This is a genomic window from Acinetobacter lwoffii, assembly GCF_019343495.1.
Classification (GTDB): domain Bacteria; phylum Pseudomonadota; class Gammaproteobacteria; order Pseudomonadales; family Moraxellaceae; genus Acinetobacter; species Acinetobacter lwoffii_P.
On sequence record NZ_CP072549.1, the window covers coordinates 123460 to 144709 of the forward strand.

17 protein-coding genes, 2 pseudogenes and 1 other annotated feature are annotated in these 21250 nt (G+C 40.4%); of the genes and pseudogenes, 9 read left to right on the forward strand and 10 right to left on the reverse strand.

What is annotated here, in order from left to right; all coding sequences use genetic code 11:
• Nucleotides 1-120: 120 nt before the first annotated feature.
• The 4 genes from ruvA to J7649_RS00600 form a co-directional block, all read right to left on the reverse strand.
• On the reverse strand, nt 121-723 hold the full coding sequence (gene ruvA / locus J7649_RS00585) for a Holliday junction branch migration protein RuvA (RefSeq protein WP_044112045.1): 603 nt from the start codon (nt 721-723) through the stop codon (nt 121-123).
• A 117-nt stretch (nt 724-840) separates the two neighbouring features.
• Nucleotides 841-2181: a deoxyguanosinetriphosphate triphosphohydrolase gene (locus J7649_RS00590; RefSeq protein ID WP_005106412.1), complete on the reverse strand. Its 1341-nt coding sequence runs from the start codon at nt 2179-2181 to the stop codon at nt 841-843.
• 195 nt (nt 2182-2376) lie between these two features.
• Nucleotides 2377-2508: a putative transporter small subunit gene (locus J7649_RS00595; protein ID WP_004645659.1), complete on the reverse strand. Its 132-nt coding sequence runs from the start codon at nt 2506-2508 to the stop codon at nt 2377-2379.
• An 11-nt stretch (nt 2509-2519) separates the two neighbouring features.
• Complete coding sequence (locus tag J7649_RS00600) at nt 2520-4157, reverse strand: sodium:solute symporter family transporter (RefSeq protein ID WP_219308845.1); 1638 nt, start codon at nt 4155-4157, stop codon at nt 2520-2522.
• 1302 nt (nt 4158-5459) lie between these two features.
• Between J7649_RS00600 and purL the strand changes: the two genes are divergently transcribed.
• The 3 genes from purL (at nt 5460) to J7649_RS16735 (ending at nt 10487) form a co-directional block, all read left to right on the forward strand.
• A complete protein-coding gene (gene purL, locus J7649_RS00605) occupies nt 5460-9293 on the forward strand; it encodes a phosphoribosylformylglycinamidine synthase (protein WP_219308847.1) in 3834 nt (1277 codons plus the stop codon).
• 317 nt (nt 9294-9610) lie between these two features.
• The gene (locus J7649_RS16870) at nt 9611-9736 is read left to right on the forward strand and encodes a KGW motif small protein (protein ID WP_005103832.1); all 126 of its coding nucleotides are present in this window, start codon (nt 9611-9613) and stop codon (nt 9734-9736) included.
• A gap of 118 nt (nt 9737-9854) precedes the next feature.
• On the forward strand, nt 9855-10487 hold the full coding sequence (locus tag J7649_RS16735) for an abortive infection family protein (protein ID WP_228738649.1): 633 nt from the start codon (nt 9855-9857) through the stop codon (nt 10485-10487).
• On the opposite strand, the gene J7649_RS00615 is transcribed toward J7649_RS16735, so the two are convergent.
• Nucleotides 10484-11703, reverse strand: a protein-coding gene (locus J7649_RS00615) for an IS3 family transposase (RefSeq protein WP_219308850.1) whose coding sequence is annotated in 2 segments (ribosomal slippage) — nt 10484-11427 and nt 11427-11703 — 1221 coding nt in all. Because the reading frame shifts where the segments join, the coding sequence is not laid out codon by codon here. The genes J7649_RS16735 and J7649_RS00615 overlap by 4 nt on opposite strands.
• Nucleotides 11312-11428 (reverse strand) — a sequence feature (AL1L pseudoknot). Its footprint overlaps the gene before it by 117 nt.
• Nucleotides 11704-11754: 51 nt before the next feature.
• Here J7649_RS00615 and J7649_RS00620 point away from each other — a divergent pair.
• The 3 genes and pseudogenes from J7649_RS00620 to J7649_RS00630 form a co-directional block, all read left to right on the forward strand.
• Nucleotides 11755-11979 (forward strand): annotated as a pseudogene (locus J7649_RS00620) (hypothetical protein); the annotation flags it as partial.
• A gap of 17 nt (nt 11980-11996) precedes the next feature.
• Nucleotides 11997-12314: a YqfO family protein gene (locus tag J7649_RS00625; RefSeq protein ID WP_180181254.1), complete on the forward strand. Its 318-nt coding sequence runs from the start codon at nt 11997-11999 to the stop codon at nt 12312-12314.
• A gap of 131 nt (nt 12315-12445) precedes the next feature.
• Complete coding sequence (locus tag J7649_RS00630; protein ID WP_219308852.1) at nt 12446-13909, forward strand: carotenoid oxygenase family protein; 1464 nt, start codon at nt 12446-12448, stop codon at nt 13907-13909.
• 86 nt (nt 13910-13995) lie between these two features.
• Here the strand turns inward: J7649_RS00630 and J7649_RS16970 are convergent.
• From J7649_RS16970 to J7649_RS00650, 4 genes and pseudogenes are all read right to left on the reverse strand, one after another.
• Nucleotides 13996-14577, reverse strand: a pseudogene (locus J7649_RS16970) (hypothetical protein).
• 265 nt (nt 14578-14842) lie between these two features.
• A complete protein-coding gene (locus J7649_RS00640) occupies nt 14843-15313 on the reverse strand; it encodes a MarR family winged helix-turn-helix transcriptional regulator (protein WP_219308854.1) in 471 nt (156 codons plus the stop codon).
• A 961-nt stretch (nt 15314-16274) separates the two neighbouring features.
• Entirely contained in the window at nt 16275-17069 is a 795-nt protein-coding gene (locus tag J7649_RS00645; protein ID WP_219308864.1) for a nitroreductase family protein, read from the reverse strand.
• A 71-nt stretch (nt 17070-17140) separates the two neighbouring features.
• On the reverse strand, nt 17141-17941 hold the full coding sequence (locus J7649_RS00650) for an enoyl-CoA hydratase-related protein (protein WP_004731699.1): 801 nt from the start codon (nt 17939-17941) through the stop codon (nt 17141-17143).
• A gap of 103 nt (nt 17942-18044) precedes the next feature.
• Between J7649_RS00650 and J7649_RS00655 the strand changes: the two genes are divergently transcribed.
• Nucleotides 18045-18614 carry a nicotinate-nicotinamide nucleotide adenylyltransferase gene (locus J7649_RS00655; protein WP_219308866.1) on the forward strand — a complete coding sequence of 190 codons (570 nt, stop codon included), beginning with the start codon at nt 18045-18047 and terminating at the stop codon, nt 18612-18614.
• 5 nt (nt 18615-18619) lie between these two features.
• Here J7649_RS00655 and J7649_RS00660 read toward each other — a convergent pair whose 3' ends face one another.
• Complete coding sequence (locus J7649_RS00660) at nt 18620-19525, reverse strand: LysR family transcriptional regulator ArgP (protein ID WP_219308868.1); 906 nt, start codon at nt 19523-19525, stop codon at nt 18620-18622.
• A gap of 104 nt (nt 19526-19629) precedes the next feature.
• On the opposite strand from J7649_RS00660, the gene J7649_RS00665 reads away from it, so the two are divergent.
• Complete coding sequence (locus J7649_RS00665; protein WP_005106430.1) at nt 19630-20235, forward strand: LysE/ArgO family amino acid transporter; 606 nt, start codon at nt 19630-19632, stop codon at nt 20233-20235.
• 409 nt (nt 20236-20644) lie between these two features.
• Entirely contained in the window at nt 20645-21208 is a 564-nt protein-coding gene (locus J7649_RS00670) for a YceI family protein (protein ID WP_219308870.1), read from the forward strand.
• The last annotated feature ends 42 nt before the right edge of the window (nt 21209-21250 follow it).

The following is a 21250-nucleotide window of genomic DNA, read 5'->3' on the forward strand; positions in this document are numbered from 1 at the left end:
AAAGATCAAAAGTAACAAAAATCTTTTGTTGAACTGAGGGTGTGTCCTACACCCCAGTTCAACGGGCGACATCCTTGTCGCCATACATTTATCAAATTTGGGTTGATGGTGGACTACGATTTATCTATTCATCGACTTTAATGCCGCGCGAATGATATCACTGGCTTCAGTAAATTCACCTTTGGCAGCATTCACCAGTTTTTGTGCTTCAGCAGGTTTATAGCCCAAGGACTGTAATGCAGCTTCCGCTTCAGCCACGGCTGAATTGCCCATAAACTGAATTTGTGGTGCAGTTGAATTACTTGGGGCAGCACCTGAAGCCATGGCTTTAAAGCGGTCACGCAATTCAATCATCAGGCGTTCTGCAGTCTTTTTACCCACTCCCGGAACTTTAACCAGAGTGTTGATATCTTCATGTTCAACGGTATGGATCAGCATTTCCACACTTAAAGTTGAAAGAATACCAAGCGCCATTTTCGGACCTACGCCGTTCACCTTTAATAAGGTACGGAAAATGGTTTTTTCCTGCGTATTGATAAAGCCATAAAGTAACTGGGCATCTTCACGAACAGCAAGATGGGTCCACAGGGTAATTTTCTGGCCTTTTTGCAACTGACAGAAAGTGGTTAAAGGGGTGTCAATCTCATAACCTACGCCGTTTACATTTAATAAAACAGTCGGTGCTTCCAGCGCCAGCACTTCCCCAATTAGGCATCCAATCATTTTTTATACATACTCAAATTTAATACAGGCATAGTAGTCAGCATTTTCGATAAAGGCAAAACTCTATCATTCAAAAGCAGTGATTTTGCTGAGATTATCATCAGGCGCTCGTTCGTGTTAGAGTAACCCGGCTTTATTGCCATGCAGTTCCTGCGCCAGATTATAAGCCTGATGATCCGAGAACTTGGAGACAATATCTAGCACCTGCATAATGTTGTCATAATGATCAGCGCTAAACTGCGCACCCGAGCGTTTTAAAATAGCCATTAAACGCTGCTCTTTAAAGCTTAAAGTTTTGTGCGGCGTGGTCAGTGGAATAAAGGCATCCAGAATCGTTTGCAGACTTTGATGCGCGATAATTTCCAGACCGGCTTTTTGCGGATGTTCGAAGATCTTGTCTCGCGCCAGTTCTTTGGCCCGGTTAATGCCAATCTCAATGTCGGCACTACAATAACCCAGCAATGAGCCTTGCAATTGGCCCATCAGAATTTCCTGCTGATGTCGGGCAAAGGCTGTGGTGACTTCATCTACCAGACGTTTCATGACCCGACCACGTAAGGCGGCAATTTTTTGTTGCCAGGTGGTATTAGGCAGATTGATTTCTTCAGGTGTGCCATATTCTCCCAGCAAGTTCAGGAAAACTGGCTCGACTTCGGTGTAACTGAGCATATTCAGGCTAATACCATCTTCCAGATCAATCAGGGCATAGCAGATATCATCCGCAGCTTCTAGAAGATAGGTCAGCGGATGACGACAATAATGATATTCACCAAGCTGGATTAATCCTAGCTGTTCAGCAATTTCCTGCAAAATCTCTTTTTCAGACTGGTAACAACCAAATTTAGGACGTCGGCTGGCAGGGGTGTTGCCAGTCGGGTCAATCGCCTCAGAGAGCCACGGATATTTAAGATAGGCACCGAGCGTGGCATAGGTCAGGCGCATGCCGCCATCATAAGGATGGTAATCGATCTTGGTCAGCAGGCGCAGGCCTTGGGCATTGCCTTCAAACTGGCGTACATCGGCTTCCTGTTCAGGACTCAAATCTTTTAAAAAGTCGGTATGAGATGCATCGTCAAACCATTCCCGAATGGCGTATTCACCGGCATGCCCAAAAGGTGGATTACCGATATCATGTGCCAGACAGGCGGCCTGAATGATGGCACCGACATCAGCCGGAGAAATCCAGGCAGGTAAATTATCTTTGATTTTCTCGGCAGCCAACATACCGAGTGAACGGCCAATACAGGAAACTTCCAGCGAATGGGTTAAGCGGGTATGAATGCCATCATGCTGGGTCAGTGGATGGACCTGGGTTTTGCGGTTTAACTGCCGGAAGCTTTGCGAAAAAATAATACGATCATAATCTTTATGAAACGGGCTTCGTGCCAGTTCAGTGCTCTGCTTTTTACTACCAATCCGAACTGTCGAAAGCAGTTCTAACCAACGCATTTGAGTCATTTATCATTATTCAGTGATCCACTATTTGCATCATGCCAAAAAACTAGCTCCTGCACTAGGGCAGTGCGACATGAATTGTCATGCTGCATATGGTTATTTCAGTCAGCTGGAAAAGACTGAGATTAAAAATCGAAATCATCAAATGAACAATAAAAAAGCAGACTCAATGGTCTGCTTTTTGTTTAGGATGAAGAATCAAATTAGCTCTTCGCCATTTTTTTTAGCCTGTTGTGTGTCTTTATAGACATTCAGACAAATCGTGAACAAGACTAGGCTTGCCACCAAAGGCCAAAAAAGTACATATAGAGTCAATAATTGACTTGTCATCTGAAATCTCCTTATTTACTTTTCTCAGATAGCTGGTGAAATTCAATCACCATCTTGTTGATTTGTTTAAAATCAAATCGTTCTTTACTGTAGACCAGCGTCAACACAGTACATACCAGCGCACTACTGCCATACGCTGTTAGTGAGCTTAACAAGGTGCCGTATTCACGCAGGAAACCGATGGTCCATGGCATGAAGCCAATACTGGCCAATATGCCAACGACCAAACCCACTTTCTTGCCGAAGAAACCAAAGGTCATCAGTCCCAGCACCACACCAATCCCCAGGGTCGCAACGAGTTCAAAGCCAAGTGCGATTAATCCCTGGATCGGAAGCCATTCAAAACGTACTATCAGAAAGCTTAAAAATGCGAGGCCTACTGACCAGTTAAAGGCCCGGGCATTCACCTTGTCCCAATACAGGCTGACAATCACCGGGAATACAATAGAACCCCAAAGCGCACCCACAAAAATCAGCATCGACAAAATGTCAAACTTCAAGGTGGCAATCACAATTCCCAGCATGGTGGCAACGATCATGGTCATACGACCAATAAACAGCATTTTCTTTGGATCAGGACGGTTTTTCGCAATCTGTTTACCATAAATGTCCGTCATGACAATCGCAGACAGGGCAGACAGATCCGAGTCAGCGGTAGAAGACAGAGCTCCAATCACCATGATGAATAACAGCGCGACCATAAATGGAGAAAGATAAGTCGCTGCCATTTGCGGAATCAGGTTATTCAGATTGCCATCAATGGGTTGAATACCTGCAAATAACGCCAATAATCCAAGCATGCCTAGACCAATAACAATTGCAGCATAACCAATCGTTGCAGTAATAAAGCTTGGCTTAATCAGATCTTCACGGACTGCAAACAGGCGCTGGGCAATGGTCTGATTACCAATCGCGTAGGCCAATACGGCAACAAAAAACGGTGCACCTTGTTCCAGAAAGGCTATTTTAGAGAAAAAATCCAGCTGTTCTGGTTGCAGGTTATGAATCCCGCTTTGAAACAGGGAAGGTCCACCTAAGGTGAAGAACAAGGTTGGAATAATGATCACAGCCGCGACAATCATCGCCACCAGTTGACCAAAATCGGTAAACACCGAAGAACGGAAGCCCGACCAGAGGGTATAGGACAGCACACCGATACCGGTAATCAGCACGCCATGGATAAAGCTTAAAGGAGATAAAATTTCAACCAGTGCCCCAGCGGCAGTAAAGTTCACCATCAGGCTGATCACACTACCCACAATATTGGAACCCGCCAGAATCATCTGGCTTTGGTTACCATGCCGGGCATGCATGATTTCTGCCAGAGTATGTGCATTAGGCGCCAGTTCACGAAAGCGCTTGCCAAAGGGATAGATAAATAAAATCATCAGCGCACCCCACAAACCATAGTGGAGGGCACCGGAAACGCCGTATGTATATCCGGATGAAGCTGCTGCATAAAACGATGCGGCCCAGATCCAGGTGGCGGTCATACTGGCCGCAGACATTCCAAATCCGATGGAGCCATTCGAGACCATGTAGCCATCAACATTTTCATTTTTCTGTTTAATACGTAACGATAGTAAAAAAGTGATGCCATAGAAAAGCACCATCAATAGTACAGTTGCTGTACTAGTGAATTGAAACATACATACTCCTTAAGCGGGTCACCTTTTGTTTTTGAAAATTAAATCATTGGTGACAGATTAAGGCTCTAAAATAGACAGAGCAGTGAAGCTATAGAACATCAAAAAATTAGTGTCCGAATATAGAATTTATATTCATCTCTACAGCAGAAAGGAAAAACCATTGCCAGGCCCAGAATTTGGACAATTCCTCAGCAATTCGGCTAGAGCTTAACATAAAATCATCAAATTTACTGATGAAGTGTCTATTTGGTAAGATTCTTAGCTGATATAGACATGTGAGTCTGTAGCTCTGTTAGTTGAATAAAAAAGAAAATTTTTGATATTTTTCTATTAATTACAAATATTTATTTTAAATTTTCAAGTTAAATAAAACATGGTAATAAGGATTAAATAAAAAAGTAACAAAATTTTATTATTAATCATTTCTTCATTATTTTTTTATATGAGCCTCATAATTCCTGGTGAATTTTCTTATAAATACGAGTGGTGTTTTGCTATTTATATTGTGCTTTTTACGCATAATAGAACTAATGAATAAGTGATGAAATTTCAAAATATTAGATATGGTGGAGTAATTTTATGGATATGATTTTTGGTCTTTTAGATGAGTAAATTCCGCTTAATTATGATCTGAGAAGATAAACATCAAATATGAAAAAATAAAAGGATCAAAATAAGGAATTTTATTTTTATTCTTTTGGAAGATGAGAATAGATGTCCGGTTTTTATTCTGAAGATTATGTCAAATTAAAATGCCACTCATTATTAATTACTCATTTATATGGCAGAGTAATTTGCCTCTGGTGCTGTAATGGAGGAGATGAGCGGAGAACTGTTCCTTGTATTGCAGAACGGCAGAAGACTTTTAACCAGTTTTCTAATCTTAGAAGTCAAAGTTAGGAGTCACTCAAAAGAATTAAAAACAGTCTCAAAAAATACGACTTCATGAAATCTTGTAATCAAGTATTTCATTTTGGCCTAAATCGGAGTTTTGGCAGGTCATGACAATAAAACCTGAATTTGAGTTTGCACTGATTGTTGTTGAAAAATAATACAATTTTTACATATAAAATTATTCTGAAGCGGTTTTGATTTTTCTTTAAAAAAATGTGATAACCTGTGCGACTACATTCAATTTTCCTGACTGAAAATAAACGAAATATTTTAAAAGTCCAGGATATTTCAGACGTAGTTTTCTGATTTGGCATCTAGCCGATTTCCTTATTTCACAGTAGAATATGCGCTCTCTCAAGTCACATTGTGGCATGGTTGTTCATACCATCCCGTGGAGCCAAAATCAGCATGTTTATCGTTGCCGGTGCACCCGCACATTCTTCTTTTAAGAAAACTCAACTATTATCGCGTTTGACGTCAATTAGTTCTGTTCAATCAATTGAAAGTCAATGGGTCTACCTCTTTGACCAAGCGCTCAGCGAGCAACAACAGCAATCCGCTTTACAGCTTCTCAACGATGGTCAATCTTTTGAATTGCACCAGGCTGCAAGTGATGAAATCCAGATTTTAGTCACACCGCGCGTCGGAACCATCTCTCCTTGGTCCTCTAAAGCGACGGACATTTTCAAAAACTGTAATACGCCGGTTCATCGACTTGAACGCGGCGTTTTGTTTACTTTGAAGGGCGTAAAAGAGCTCTCTAAAGAAGCATTGCAAGTACTTCACGACCGTATGACCGAAAGCGTATTCAATGCGATTGAAGATGCTGCGGTATTATTTGTAGAAACTGCGCCAAAACCACTGAACTCGATTGATATTCTGGGTGAAGGTAAAGAAGCACTGGTAAAAGCCAATAATGAATTTGGTTTTGCATTATCAATGGACGAAATTGATTATCTGACTGAGGCTTTCATCAAGCTAGGTCGTAATCCGAATGACATCGAACTGATGATGTTTGCGCAAGCCAACTCTGAGCACTGTCGTCATAAAATTTTTGGTTCGGAATGGACGATTGATGGTGAAGTTCAGCCATTGTCATTGTTCCAGATGATCAAGAACACCTATAAAGAATCACCAACAGATGTATTGTCGGCTTATAAAGACAACGCTTCGGTGATTGTTGGTTCGGATACCCAGCGTTTTTATCCAACTCAAGAAGACAACGGCCATCAGGTTTATAAATACAAGAGCCAGGCCGCGCATATCCTGATGAAAGTGGAAACCCACAACCATCCAACTGCGATTGCGCCATTTGCCGGTGCAGCGACAGGTTCAGGCGGTGAAATCCGTGACGAAGGCGCGACCGGTCGTGGTGGTAAGCCTAAAGCAGGTTTAACCGGCTTTACGGTATCTAACTTGAATATTCCGGGCTTTGAACAGCCTTGGGAAGAAAACTACGGCAAACCATCCCGTATGGCATCGCCGTTACAAATTATGATTGAAGGCCCATTGGGTGGTGCTGCGTTCAATAACGAATTTGGTCGTCCAGCTTTAAACGGTTACTTCCGTACCTTTGAACAAAACGTCAATGGCGATGTTAAAGGTTTCCATAAGCCCATCATGATCGCGGGTGGTTACGGAAATATCCGTCCAGATCACGTTGAAAAAGATCCGATCTTACCAGGCGATTTGCTGATCGTGCTCGGTGGTCCAGCCATGCTGATCGGTCTTGGCGGTGGTGCTGCATCTTCTGTAGATAGCGGTAAATTGGGCGAAAACCTTGATTTTGCTTCGGTACAACGTGAAAACCCGGAAATGGAACGCCGTTGCCAAGAAGTGATCGATACTTGCTGGCGCATGGAAGACCACAACCCAATCGTGTCGATACATGACGTGGGTGCGGGTGGTGTATCAAATGCCATGCCTGAACTGGTGAATGATCACGAATTAGGTGCAGTGCTGGATCTTCGTAAGATTCCATCTTTAGAACCTGGCATGTCGCCAATGGAAATCTGGTCAAACGAAGCGCAAGAGCGTTATGTATTGGCGATTCGTCCATCTTCTTTAGAATTATTTGAGTCAATCTGTGCACGTGAACGTTGCCCGTTCGCAGTACTGGGTGAAGCGACTGAAGCACGTCACTTAACCGTTGAAGATCCATTGTTCGGCAACAAACCAGTGGATATGCCAATGCAGGTGATGCTTGGCGGTACGCCACGTATGAGCCGTACCTATGAAACGATTGAACGCAAAGGCGATGACTTTGATGCGGCTAAAGTCACCGATTTAAAAGATGCGATTTATCGCGTTCTTAAAAACCCGACGGTTGCTTCTAAATCATTCCTGATCAGTATTGGTGACCGTTCAATTACCGGTATGGTCGCACGTGACCAAATGGTAGGTCGCTGGCAGGTTCCTGTCGCAGATGCTGCTGTGACTACAACAAGTCTTGTCGGTTACACTGGTGAAGCGATGGCAATGGGTGAGCGTCCTCCAGTAGCCTTGTTAAATCCTGCTGCTTCTGCACGTTTATCGGTGGCTGAATCGATCTCGAACATCATGTCTGCGAAGATTGAAAAAATCAGCGACATCAAATTGTCTGCAAACTGGATGGCTGCTGCGGGTCAACCGGGCGAAGATCAGGCATTGTTCGAAGGCGTGAAAGCCATCGGTATGGAAATGTGTCCTGCACTGGGTATCGCGATTCCAGTCGGTAAAGACTCATTGTCTATGCGTACCACCTGGAATGATGAAGGTGAAGACAAGTCTGTGACTTCTCCAATGTCGGGCGTGATCACTGCATTTGCGCCAGTGACTGATGTGCGTCAAACATTGACTCCTGAACTGAAAGATATTGAATCTATATTGGTTCGTATTGATCTGTCTAAAGGTCAGTTCCGTTTAGGCGGTTCGATTCTGGCGCAGGTATACAAAGCAATTGGTTCAGTTACTCCTGATGTGGATAGCTTCGATGACTTCAAAGCATTCTTCGCATTAGTTCAAGACTGGAACAACCGTGGTTTGATCAAGGCATATCATGACATCGGTGATGGTGGTTTATTGGCGACTGTTGCAGAAATGATGTTCGCATCACGTCTGGGTGTTGCTCTAGAAGATCAATCAACTGCAAGCCTATTTGCTGAAGAGATTGGTGCAGTGCTGCAAATCTCGAAAGCAGATTGGGAAGCATTACAAGCTGAAGTTGCAGCATCTACGCTTAAAGATGCAATTGCAGTGGTTGGTAGTGTAAACAATACGGACCAATTGTCTATCAATGGTCTGGTACTTGAACGTGCTGACCTGCAAGTGGCATGGACTGAAGTTTCTCATCAAATCCAGCGCCTACGTGACAACGTACAAACTGCAGATCAGGAATTTGCCTTAATTACTGATAAAGCGCACAAAGGTATTATCGCCCAACCAACATTCGACTTGAATGAAGCGATTGAAGCACCTTTCATTAACTTGCGTCGTCCAAATATGGCAATTCTGCGTGAGCAGGGTGTGAATGGTCATATTGAAATGGCGGCAGCTTTCGACAAAGTCGGTTTCAATACCGTTGACGTCCACATGAGTGACTTGCTGGCAGGTCGTATCAGCCTGGATGATTTCGAAGGTTTGGTAACGTGTGGTGGCTTCTCGTATGGTGACGTGATGGGCGCTGGTGGGGGCTGGGCGAAATCCGTATTGTTCAATGCTAAATTGCGTGACCAGTTTGAGAAATTCTTCAACCGTCAAGAAACCTTCTCGCTGGGTATCTGTAACGGCTGTCAAATGTTGTCTCAATTGGCTCCATTAATTCCGGGTGCGGATGCTTGGCCACGTTTCCATCGCAATACGTCTGAAGTATTTGAAGCGCGCGCAGTGAACGTTCGTGTGGAAAAATCGAATTCAGTCTTGTTGCAAGACATGCAAGGTTCGATTCTGCCGATCGCGGTGGCACATGGTGAAGGTCGTGCAGTTACAACGGCGGAAAACTTTGCTGCACTGAATGCATCGAATCAGGTGGTTCTACGTTATGTAGATAGCCATGGCAATGCAACTGAACAATATCCATTGAACCCGAACGGTTCACCAGAAGGTATTACCGGTGTAACGTCTCAGGATGGCCGTGCAACGATTATGATGCCGCACCCTGAACGTAACTTCCGCGCGATCCAGCATTCTTGGAAACCAGAAGACTGGGATCAGGATGGTGCTTGGTTACGTATGTTCCGTAATGCACGTAAATTTATTGGCTAATTCATTTTAGCTTGAAGAAAAAAGGGTTGCAGAAGCAGCCCTTTTTTTATTGCAGAAATTACTGGAATAGCTGCAAAACTGGAAAATCTTTCAGCTTTTGTTTAGACTATCTTCATCAATTGCCACCTTTAGGTGGCTTTTGGTTTTTTAAGGATTTTGATTTTTTAATTTTCCTTCTCTCTACGGACTTGGTTTAGATTTTGCTTTCATATTGTATATAAAGTGCTATGGTATATTTTATGCACAACTTTATTGCACTATAAAAGAAAGATGGAATAGATCGGTTCAGTATCAATTCTCAAAGATGAGGTGATGACATGGCTAAGACACTAAGAATCATGGATAAGGCAGCAATGCGTCAGAAAGGTTGGTGGTTATTTGGTTTTGTTGTTGGTTTACAGATGCTGTTTTTGGTCGGTAGTTATTTGCTGCAGGGTTCTTGATCATCAGATTTTAAAAAACCACCGTTAAGGTGGTTTTTATCCATACAATAAAAAGAATGATGACAACTTTATAAAAGCCATGGATTAAGTTGAAAAATTAGAATTAATCCAAAATATTTTGCTTGCAAGAGCAACACATAAGCATCAAGAAAGTGATGATAAACAATATCAGCAATTAAGAAATGATATGCTTAATTCAACAAGCCAAAACTATTTACCTTCTATGGTAAAAACCTCTAGAAATCTTGATCAATTTTGGCAATTCATAAAGTCGAAATCTGATAATTACAATGATAGAAGAACTTTTATATATACGGAGTTTCAGCCTTCATTTGAGTTTTTTGAAAAATCAAATATTGCACCTTTGGATAAGGTGATTAAGGATACTATTCTAAAATTAGACTCTAATTATATTCAGACAACATGGGATAAAGCACTTGAACGTAGACTAGATGATCCACAAGGTGCAATCACACTTGCTCGAACTCTTTTAGAGTTAACGTGTAAACATATTCTTGATGAGTTAGAAATTGATTATGGAAATAATCTAGACATTAATCAATTATATAGGGTAGTTAGTAAAGAATTAAGTTTGTCACAATCACAGCATACAGAACAAGTTTTCAAACAAATTCTAGGTGGTTGTAGTGCGATTGTTGAAGGTATCGGCGCATTGAGAAATAAAGTCGGTGATGCTCATGGACAAGGTGAACCGTACCGGGTTTGTTGGAGACTTTTTTATTTAAGTTAGGCCACCTGACCTAACGGGTTAATCTTATCATAGTACATTGCTTCAAACTCAAAAGGCGATACATAACCCAGTGCACTGTGTACACGCTTTTTATTGAACCAATCTACCCAGTTTAGTGTCGCAAGTTGTACATCTGCTAAACCTTGCCAATCTGCTTTTAAATATTCAATCACCTCTGTTTTGTATAAGCCATTCACCGTTTCAGCCAGAGCATTATCGTATGAATCACCAGTTGTACCGACTGATGCTCGTAAATTTGCAGCTTCTAAACGATTGGTATAGCGAATAGAAAGATATTGAACACCTCTATCGGAATGATGAATCACATTCTTTGGCATGCCTCGATCGTGCAATGCTTGCTCAAGTGCATCGAGTACCATATCTGTATTCATCCGTGTAGATACTTTCCATCCAACAATTGCTCGTGAGAACACATCAATAATAAAGGCGGTATAGACCCAGCCTGAATTTGTTTGAATATAGGTAAAGTCAGCAACCCACAAGTGATTAGGCTGATCAGCTCTAAAATTCCGTTTCACCAAGTCAGGTGCTCGTTTTTGGTCATCTCGGCTACGGGTGGTTTGTTTGTTCTTACCTCGCCAAACACCTTGTATACCTAGCTTTTTCATTAATCGAGCAACAGTACAGCGTGCAATAATATAGCCTTCACGTTTCAGTTTTTGCCAGACTTTACGTACACCATACCGACCTGAACTTTCCTTCCAAATTCGTTTAATCTCCTCAGCATGATGCAAGTCATGTAAATCTCGCTTTGCTCGATGTTCTGGATTTTCGCAGAGATCTAGAGTCCGGTAATAGGTTGAAGCTGCGATCGGTAAAATCCTACAAATCGCATCAACACCATATAAGTCTTTATTGTTATGGATGAAATCCACCATTATTTGTGTGGGCGGTCGAGCTCCGCCTGGGCGAAAAAAGCGGCTGCTTTACGTAGAATTTCATTGGCACGCTTTAATTCTTTAATTTCACGTTCCATTTGCTTCATTTTTTCTTGATCAGATATCTGTTGTACTTTAATAGGATTTTGCTGATCTAAATGCTTTTGATGCCAGGCACGAAGTGTTTCAGGAGTACAACCAATCTTAGGCGCAATTGCTGTGATTGCAGCCCAAGTAGAAGGATAATCTTTTTCAGATTCAATCAATAATTGAACCGCTCTTTCTCTGATTTCAGGGGTATATTTTAATTTTGTCATCGGGATAGTCTCTCAGAATATTGACTCTCCGACAAACCCGGTACGGTTCAGTTGTGGGTGACCAATGTCTTGCAACACATCAATCTGACCAATATGGGCATGGGCTTTAGTTTTGCGCCCGAATATTTACTGCGTTTTTTGAATGACCATGTGAAAATTGTCCAGACTGATCAGGCGCTGCCAAAACTGGGCTTGTATGCAACATTTAACAAGAATTCTCAAAATCCTGCATTGAAGATGATTACCCAAGCGCTTAACAATACGACAAGTAACTGAATTTCAGGAAGGAATATATGTTAAAGCTGATTTATTACGTGCCGGATGAAAATCTGGAAGACACTAAGAATGCGATATTTGCAGCAGGAGCGGGTGGTATTGGTGAGTATACGGACTGCGCCTGGCAAGTTTTAGGAACTGGGCAGTTTAAACCGCAAGAAGGTGCAGATCCTCATATTGGTGAAGTTGGCCAACTGGAACAGGTGGAAGAATGGCGGGTAGAAATTCTGGTGCCTGATGAAAAGGCAGTCGATGTGGCCAAGGCGCTGAAAGAAAGCCATCCTTATGAAGAGCCAGCTTTTGAGTTTATTCAGCTTCTGGATATCAAAGTATAAAATTGACGCTCTGCTGCGGCACGTTTGACTTAGCGCGCCGTTAATCTAGATTAAGAAAACACCCAACTTGCTTTTGTTATTATCATTTCTGCCAGAATAATCCAAAGAAAAATATAATAAGGAAAATAACAATGCCGTGGCCAAAACCGCTGAGCAGCGTGCTTAAGAATACCCTCAGCAAATCTATCCAGTATGGTACAGAAATCCTGCATCAGCGCATTCCGTATTCACCGGATAATCCCTATCTGGGAGGTATATTTGCACCAGAGCTGCAGGAACACTTTTCCACAAATTTAAAGGTTGAAGGGCAAATTCCTGCAGAACTGGATGGCGCATTAATGCGGATTGGTCCAAATCCTATTAATGTTAAAAACCCACATAACTATCACTGGTTTACGGGCGATGGCATGTTGCATGCGCTCAGACTTAAAGGTGGTAAGGCACATTGGTATAAAAGCAGTTATATTGGTTCTGCCAGCGTGCAGAAAAAACTTCATCGACCACAAATTCCAGGTAAAACGCGAGGTGTCGCTGATGCAGTCAATACCAATGTCATCCACTTTGCCGGGAAAATCTGGGCATTGGTAGAAGCTGGCGCTTATCCAGTTGAGTTGAATGCTGCACTGGAGTCAAAACGACATCATTTGTTTGAAGATGATCAGGATCTACCATTTACTGCCCATCCGCATATTGATCCTGAAACCGGTGATATTCATGCGGTTTGTTATGATGCTTTAAGTCAGAACAAAGTTTTTTATTTGCAGATACATCCAAAAGGTAAGTTGAAACATCATGTCGACATTCCAGTGAAACATGGTCCGATGATTCATGATTGTGCCATCACCAGATCTCATGTTCTGATTCTGGATCTAAATGTAAACTTCTCTGTACGCAGTGCTTTAAAGGGTTCAATGTTGCCATATCAATGGAATCCAAAACGGCAGGCACGCATTGGTATATTGCCTTTGGGCGGTAAGGCAATAGATATTCGCTGGTATGAGATTGATCCCTGTTTTATTTTTCATACCGTGAATGCTTATGAGCTGGATTCTGGTGATGTTGTTATGGATGCGGTGGTGCACTCCAAAGCATTGGTCAGTTCGATTCAGGGACCGATTGAAGATCAGGATATTCGGCTGGAGCGTTTTATATTTGAGTATGACACGGGAAAAGTGATTCGGACAGTATTATCCGAGATGAAACAGGAATTCCCACGGATTAATGAAGCTTATACCGGACGGCCTTATCGCTATGTCTACACTATTTCCTTTGGCGAGTTTGATGATCCTTTTCATGTCAGCAGCAATACTCTTTTGAGCCATGATGTGGAAACTGGCAATTCAGAAAGCTATTCTTTTGGAGAAAACTGGGTGACAGGAGAGGTGATATTCGTCGCACGGGAAGGGGCGCAAGCTGAAAATGATGGCTGGCTCATGTCTTATGTTCATGCTCTAGATGGATGCCCATCCAAAGTGGTGATTCTGGATGCACAGCATATGGCTCAAGGGCCGATTGCAACCATTCATTTACCGGTACGTGTACCCGTCGGGTTTCATTGTAACTGGATTGATTATCGGAAATTGAGAACAATATGAGCTTGAGTTGTGGATATATATAGCTATCTATATAAGCAGAAGCCTCTGAAATCAAACGGGCTTTATCATAGACTTACAATTGAAATTCAATTCCAGAATTCTTGATATTTTGAGACCCAATACAATTTGGTTTTTATATCGTAGCTACCATCAGGGTTCAGGGAAATGAGGTAATGGATCTCTTTGCCTCGACTACGGTTGCCTTTACCTTCAGGAACTTGGTACTTATATTTTTCTACTTCTTGAGGAGGAGTGAGTACAATACGGTTCCATGCTGTGGCTGGGATTTTTGCTACACCTTCCTGTTGCGCTGCCATTATAGCGAGTCTTTTTTCTTCTGCCTCTTCTCCACCAGCATAACGTAGTTCTTCAGGAACGCCATATCCTTTTTTTATTTGCTCTTCATAAGTTAATCAAGGCGCATATTCAATAATAATTTGTTCAGGTACATAGCCTTCAGGGGAAACCTTGCAGCTACTATAGGTCGTAATATATTTTTGCTTTTTTATAGCATCTGGTGTTCCTGATAAATTGCCACATTCAGGCCAGTTATTTTTGTAAACTATGCTATGGATTGGCCAATATTTATTATCCATTTCAAAGCTAATTCTATTTTTCATAGTTGGTGCTGTTACTTGACAACCATTTAAAATAAATAAACTACTCATTGTTAATATTTTTTCATTTTTTATTTTAACTCAATTTTCTGATTTAAAGGTAAGTACCATTTCGTAATTGGTTTTTATCCAGTTAAAATGATTTATAATTTGAATTAAATAGATGATTATTTTTTTTAATTATAAAAGATATCTATTATTTTAAATAGATATCTTTTATGCGAATTATTATAATATTATTTCCTGAAATTTAAAAAATATAATTTCCCCTGATTTTAACTCAATTTTTATATACTTTAATTTCCCTTTAATTCAACTAATGCGAAGGAGCTAGATTGCGGAAAATATGCTTAAGACTGTGTAGCATTTTTTCAATTTGCAACGGTGTTAAACCATCGAAAGATTGCTCTAGTAAAACAACGCTAAGATCATTAATCTTTTTAATCATTTGCTGACCTTTTTCGGTTAATAATACTCGGGTAATTCGTGCATCATCCTCACAGGAATAAGTATGTACTAATCCCTCATCTTTTAGGCGATAGATGATTTTAGTAGTGGTCGACATCTTATAAATCAACATGTCAGATAAATCAGAAATACTCGCTCTATTTTTAAATTTTAATGCCAGCAAAATACGTCTGCGAGAATTGTCTAAACCGTATTTCTTTAAGGCATAGTCAACATTTTGCACATATTGGGTATGTACTTGACTAATCCAATGATAGGGTGAATCTTCTAAATTAAAATCTGTAGGAATGGATAAAAATTTACTATACTTTTTTGTCATGGCCTCAACTCTTGTGTATGTTAGGGTCTTTTTAATTTGTTTAAAAAATGCATTTTATTTCAAAATATTTACTATCCTGTTACAAGGTTATGAATCTTATCTTCAGTACGTCTTCACCTCCTATTTAACTTCTGTTTAAGATAAACCCACTAATTCTTTTTTGCTTCTTCGAGTCTCTTTTTATAAAAGAACTAGAGAGCCAAAATTTCAGTCACATTTTTTTTATTTATCTATTGTTATTATGCGAACTGATTAAATCATCTTAATGATTAAATGATCTATCACAAAAAATACCATTTTCAATTAAGAAATACTTAAATATTTATTCCGGTTAGCATTTTTTATTTCGGAAAATTCATCTTTCTTTTTACCTTGACTTTAATTCAGTAAGCTTAAAATAGTTTTATAAGTCTTTTTAAAATAGATTAAGATATTGTTTTATATTTATATTTAATATTTATTTTTTTTTATACTTTAAAAGTATAAAAATTGTCTTCATAAAAAATAGAAGAAAAATAAACTATCTTTTAAATTCCGCAATAGACATTTTGTGTGATTGTGTAAAATTTTTTTAAACTTTTTAGTTCAGCTTAATTTTCGATTAAAAAGAAATTTAACTAGAGAAATCACTAAATTGGATCTTGAACTCAAAACTTCTAATCAAAAAATTAATAAAAGAAGAATCGGAATTGTGCATGTATTTGGTAGTGTGAAAATTTTCAAAATATTTACGAGCACTAGCCAAATAATGGGAAAAGACTCGATTTAAGATTTAATTTCTGGCATCTAAAATTTGCAACTGAGTAAAAAACAGCTTATGAAAGAGCATTAATAAAAAATATGAAGTTTCCCTTAAGATTTATCTTATATCGTTTGTAGCGCATAAAGAGTGAATTATGTGACATCCATGTCACAAGATATCTATCAGATTTAAGGTATTTAATTTGTATAGATACGAAGCTTAAACCTTCTGAATAAACAGTTCACGATCAAAACGGTACTGCGGAAAGAATACTCCATCTTCGGCACGTTCACCCGCACCAATTACCATGACCGGATACTGTTCATCATTTAATTCTAGAATTTCACGAACCATCGGCTCATCAAAACCTTCCATCATACAGCTATCAAAACCATAAGCACGTAAAGCTAAGACCAGATTTTCACAAGCAAGTGCCGTTGTTTTGGTCGCCCACAGTTTCGCATCAGCCGGACTGAAAGCAGACACTGGCATTTGTTTGTCCAGTGTACGGGCAACTTTGAAAGCCACTTTCTTAAAGTTACCAAAAGCATTCAGATAACCAGTCTTATAGTTATAGGGAATATATTTATAGTATTTCTTAATCGCGGGCGGAGCTTCTGGAAATGGAAATTCATTCACATTACGTTTTGCCATTTCATCAATACGGTCGGTACGTGCGATACAGACAATTAGCTCAGAAGCTGTTTTGGCTGCCAGTTGACTCATACAGGCTTTAACCAGACGTTTTTTCTTGGAGGGGTTCTGCACCACATAAAATGTCCACGGCTGCAGGTTTGAAGAGTTTGGTGCCAGCAAGGCCAGATCCAGACAGGCATCTAGAACTTCAACAGGAATTGGCTTTTTGGTAAATTTACGTACTGAACGTCGGCTTTCAATTACTTTACGAAAATTATCGACATCTATATCTTGGGATGCAGGTTCGTAATAACGTTTCTTTTCTGGATTTGAGCTATCTGTTGTTTGGGAAGAGGTTTCGGAGTTTTGATTTGGCATACTTCAGATTCTTGGAAAAATAAAAGATTGAGGCAGTTTAAACCACCTCATTGAACTCATAAGTTTGAAAATTAGTTGAATTGTGTGAAATCAGGTTTACGTTTTTGCATAAAGGCTTGAACCGCTTCCAGCATTTCTGGCGAGCCAACACGCTGCATGAAAATTTCTGCTTCATGGTCAATCCATTCCACAATTTCATTCACATTATGTTTCATCAAGGCTTTAGATTGCACCAGTGATGCCAATGGCAGGGCAGAGAGCTGGGCAGCTTGTGCTGCTGCTTTAGTATAAACATCTTCTTCAATGCTATTTACCAGACCTGCGTCGAGTGCTTTTTCGCTATTGAATTTTTGCGCAGTCAGCAATAATTCGGCCGCTTTATGATAACCCGCTTGCTGAATCAACAGCTTGCTTGAAGCGCCTTCAGGCGATAGACCCAGACTGACAAATGGAATCTGGAACAAGGCAGTATTGTCACTATAGACCAGATCACAATGCAATAAGATCGTCACGCCAATGCCGATTGCAACACCACGCACCGCAGCAATCAAAGGCTTGGAAAATTTTGCAGCAGATTTCAGTAAAACAAATGGCGGGCCTTCAGCAGCAGGTGCCTGACCTTTCTTCGCGGCAGATTTCATAAAATCCTGCATATCATTGCCCGCACTAAAGTCTGCATCCTGACCACGTAATACAACTACACGAACTTCAGGTGCCTGATCAGCTTCATCTAAAGCTTTCGCAATCCAGAGATACAGCTCGCTATATAACGCATTTTTCGCTTCCGGGCGATTGATGGCCAAAGTAAGTACACCATGTTCTAAATTCGCATTCAAATGCTCATGAGGTTGTTGAATACAGCTCAGTGTCATCGTACTATCCTTGCTTTAAACTTAATTTGATTTTATGGGAATGATTATGTCGCATATTTATTGGGGCAGCACAACTCATGAGTCATAAAAAAACTGATCCCTTATGAACTATACATTTGATTATCTGGTTTTCATTGGCCGTTTTCAGCCTTTTCATCTGGCACACATGCAAACCATTAACATTGCCCTGCAGCATAGTCAACATGTGATTTTGGCTCTGGGTTCTGCGCAAAATGAACGCAATATCAAGAATCCGTTCTTGGCTTCGGAGCGTGAAGCCATGATCCTGTCAAATTTTAGTCCAGAAGATCGGGCTCGGATCAAATTTGTAGAAGTCATTGATGTTTATAATGATGAAAAATGGCAGAAACTAGTGAAATCGCTGGTGAATCAGGTCATTGAGCCGAATGCCAAAGTCGGACTGATTGGGCACTTTAAAGATGATTCTTCTTATTATTTAAAGTTTTTTCCAGAATGGGAAATGGTCGAACTTGACAGCCTTGAAGATGCCTTATCTGCCACGCCGATGCGTGAAGCTTATTATCGTGGCGAAATTCAACGAGATAAATTTCCACAAGGCACGATTGATTTTCTAGAGAATTTCCAAAAAACCACGACCTATCAGCAACTCAGTGAAAAATTTGCCCAGAATGATAAAACCAATCTGGTTTAAAAGTATCAGGTTGTTATGGGGTGATTCATGGTCGTTTGAGCATGCTGTTTCAAACACTCCCCAAGGATTTCTAGACCAGGAGACTGTTCTTTCCAGTGATGCCAATACAAGGGCACTTCAATTCGCATCTCACTTGAAAGTTCAAGCAGTCGACCTGACTCCAGCAAATTCCTAGTTTGATAGTCCGGCAGCCAGCCATAGCCTAGACCCATGACAATCGCATCAAAAAATGCATGGGTCGATGGAATAAAAAAGTGAGGATATTGTGCTAGATTCAGGCCAAATTCGTGCTGAATAAATTGGGTATGGAGTTGGTCTTTTTCATTAAAAATAATGGCAGGGGCAAGGCGTAGCGCATCCCGATGTACGCCTTGATGAAACCAGTTTCGGGAAAATTCAGGCGTAGCAACGAGACGGTATTGCATCTGTCCGATCAATTCTGCCCGGCAACCTTTCATTGCCTTGGCTTCAGTACTCAAACAGGCATTGACGAGACCTGCTTCTAACAGATGATGAGTCTGTGATTGATCATCCACCTGAAAATGCAACACAATTTTATGCTGGATCAGCTGGGCTTGTAAGGTTGGTAATAGCCAGGTCGCGAGCGAATCAGCATTGGTGGCAATATTCAGACAATAGAAACCTTCCTGTTGCAATTGTCCACCCAAATCCTGCATCAGATTCTGTTCTAGCAAACGTTGATGCTGTAAATAATGCAATAAGGTTTGTCCGGATTGAGTCACACGGCAAGGCCGATCTCTCACCAGAAGCAATTGTCCCAATTTTTTTTCCAGACTTTGAACACGAAGGGTCACTGCCGAGGCAGTAATATTTAGCTGCTCGGCAGCAAGATCGAAACTTCCCGTTTTTGCAACTGCGTAAAAAGCATCACATTGTTTTGCATTCAGCATATCTGTTATCTAAAAATAATTTAGTTAAATTAATATTAACTTAGTTTTAATTAATCGCACTCATTTTTTTGCATAATTCATTTATTCAAAAAAAGGGGAATGTGATGTTCAGTTATATGGTGAGTGGTTTTGCTGTGGGAATGAGCCTGATTGTCAGTATCGGTGCACAGAATGCTTTTGTATTAAAACAAGGTTTAAAACAGCAGCATGTGTTCTGGGTCTGTGTGATTTGTGCTTTGTCTGATTCCATTTTAATTCTGCTTGGCGTACTGGGCTTTGCGCGTGTCATTGAACATTATCCGGATATTGTTATATTTTCTAAATATATTGGTGCAGGATTCCTGTTTTATTATGGTTTACACCATGCGATCAGCGCATTTAAATCAACAGAGGTTTTAGCACCAAGTGATCAGCTAACAGAGCATTTTCTACAAGTACTGATGATCTGCCTGGCTTTTACCTGGCTAAATCCGCATGTTTACTTAGACACAGTCATATTGATTGGATCAATTTCAACCCAATACGCCTTAGGAAAATGGTGGTTTGCTTTAGGTGCTGTCTGTGCTTCCTGGTTTTTTTTCTTTAGTTTGGGATATGGAGCAAAAATACTGACGCCTTGGTTCCAACATCCAAAAGCATGGAAAATACTGGATGCTATTATTGCCTGTACCATGTGGGGCGTCGCAGTGTCATTAATTCTCAGTATTTGATTCAGGCTACGAAAGCTGATAGATCGGTTAAGAGTTGTCTAAGCGTGTCATTTTAGATAGTGATCGTGAATAGGCAGCGTAGAAAACAACTCTTTTCAGTGCTGCAAGCACATGGATATTTCCAATATAAATTGAACTTAAAATAAAGGATCTGGTTTGTATAAAAAATTTATAAAATCAAAATTTTATAAGATGAAACCAGTCTCCTGCTAGGCTAGCAGGGCCACTTATCAGAGAAAAATCAAAGCAAGTATTTTGTCCGTTAGTCATGAATGATTTTACAAAAACTTCAATAAACTGGTATAAAAATAACGAAAACCTGTTCGCTCAAAAACAAGAAAATTTAGTTTCAGATTAAGCCGTGTACTTAAATCCGATCAATAAGAAATTAAACAAGGTGGATTTAAAATTGAAAACAACAATAAAAACTGGGCTCCTTAGCTTGGCGATCTGTTTAGCTTTGACCAGTCAGTCTTTTGCAAGATCATGGACCTTAACTCCCAAAAGTGATGTCGGTTTTGAGATCAAGTCGATGGGTCTTACTGTAGTTAAAGCCAAGTTCAATCAGGTTCAATCCACAATGCAGTTTGATGCTAAAGCACCGCAAAATGCCTCAACCCATCTGGTCATGGATGTGGAAAGTTTAAGCTTTAGTAAGCCACTATTTAAACATATGATTTTGGGCGAAGACCTGTTTTATGTAGAAAAATATAAGACTGTAATTTTTAAAAGTATCCAATTTAAAGACTTGGGTAATGGCAAATACAATGTTTTAGGTCATTTAACCCTACGTGGTGTGACCAAACCTGTGATTTTTGAAACCACGTTTAAACCCAGTATGTCAAATGCCAAGCTGCTTGATGTTCAGGCATCAGCCGTGATTAACCGTAGGGATTTTGGTATGAAAAAAGGAATTGCCGGGGTAGGGGATAAAGTGAATCTTCATCTATCAGGCCAGTGTGAAATGAACTAGGGTAGATATAAAATACTTGATGATATGAACGTTATTGTAAAA

Excerpts from the sequence above, each read along its gene's own strand:
- J7649_RS00665 (WP_005106430.1), top strand. The coding sequence starts at position 19,630 with ATGTTCAGTTATATGGTGAGTGGTTTTGCTGTGGGAATGAGCCTGATT.
- J7649_RS16870 (WP_005103832.1), top strand. The coding sequence starts at position 9,611 with ATGGCTAAGACACTAAGAATCATGGATAAGGCAGCAATGCGTCAGAAA.
- J7649_RS00660 (WP_219308868.1), bottom strand. The coding sequence starts at position 19,525 with ATGCTGAATGCAAAACAATGTGATGCTTTTTACGCAGTTGCAAAAACG.
- J7649_RS00645 (WP_219308864.1), bottom strand. The coding sequence starts at position 17,069 with ATGCCAAATCAAAACTCCGAAACCTCTTCCCAAACAACAGATAGCTCA.
- J7649_RS00640 (WP_219308854.1), bottom strand. The coding sequence starts at position 15,313 with ATGACAAAAAAGTATAGTAAATTTTTATCCATTCCTACAGATTTTAAT.
- J7649_RS00630 (WP_219308852.1), top strand. The coding sequence starts at position 12,446 with ATGCCGTGGCCAAAACCGCTGAGCAGCGTGCTTAAGAATACCCTCAGC.
- J7649_RS00650 (WP_004731699.1), bottom strand. The coding sequence starts at position 17,941 with ATGACACTGAGCTGTATTCAACAACCTCATGAGCATTTGAATGCGAAT.
- ruvA (WP_044112045.1), bottom strand. The coding sequence starts at position 723 with ATGATTGGATGCCTAATTGGGGAAGTGCTGGCGCTGGAAGCACCGACT.
- J7649_RS00625 (WP_180181254.1), top strand. The coding sequence starts at position 11,997 with ATGTTAAAGCTGATTTATTACGTGCCGGATGAAAATCTGGAAGACACT.
- J7649_RS00600 (WP_219308845.1), bottom strand. The coding sequence starts at position 4,157 with ATGTTTCAATTCACTAGTACAGCAACTGTACTATTGATGGTGCTTTTC.
- purL (WP_219308847.1), top strand. The coding sequence starts at position 5,460 with ATGTTTATCGTTGCCGGTGCACCCGCACATTCTTCTTTTAAGAAAACT.
- J7649_RS00590 (WP_005106412.1), bottom strand. The coding sequence starts at position 2,181 with ATGACTCAAATGCGTTGGTTAGAACTGCTTTCGACAGTTCGGATTGGT.
- J7649_RS00655 (WP_219308866.1), top strand. The coding sequence starts at position 18,045 with ATGAACTATACATTTGATTATCTGGTTTTCATTGGCCGTTTTCAGCCT.
- J7649_RS00595 (WP_004645659.1), bottom strand. The coding sequence starts at position 2,508 with ATGACAAGTCAATTATTGACTCTATATGTACTTTTTTGGCCTTTGGTG.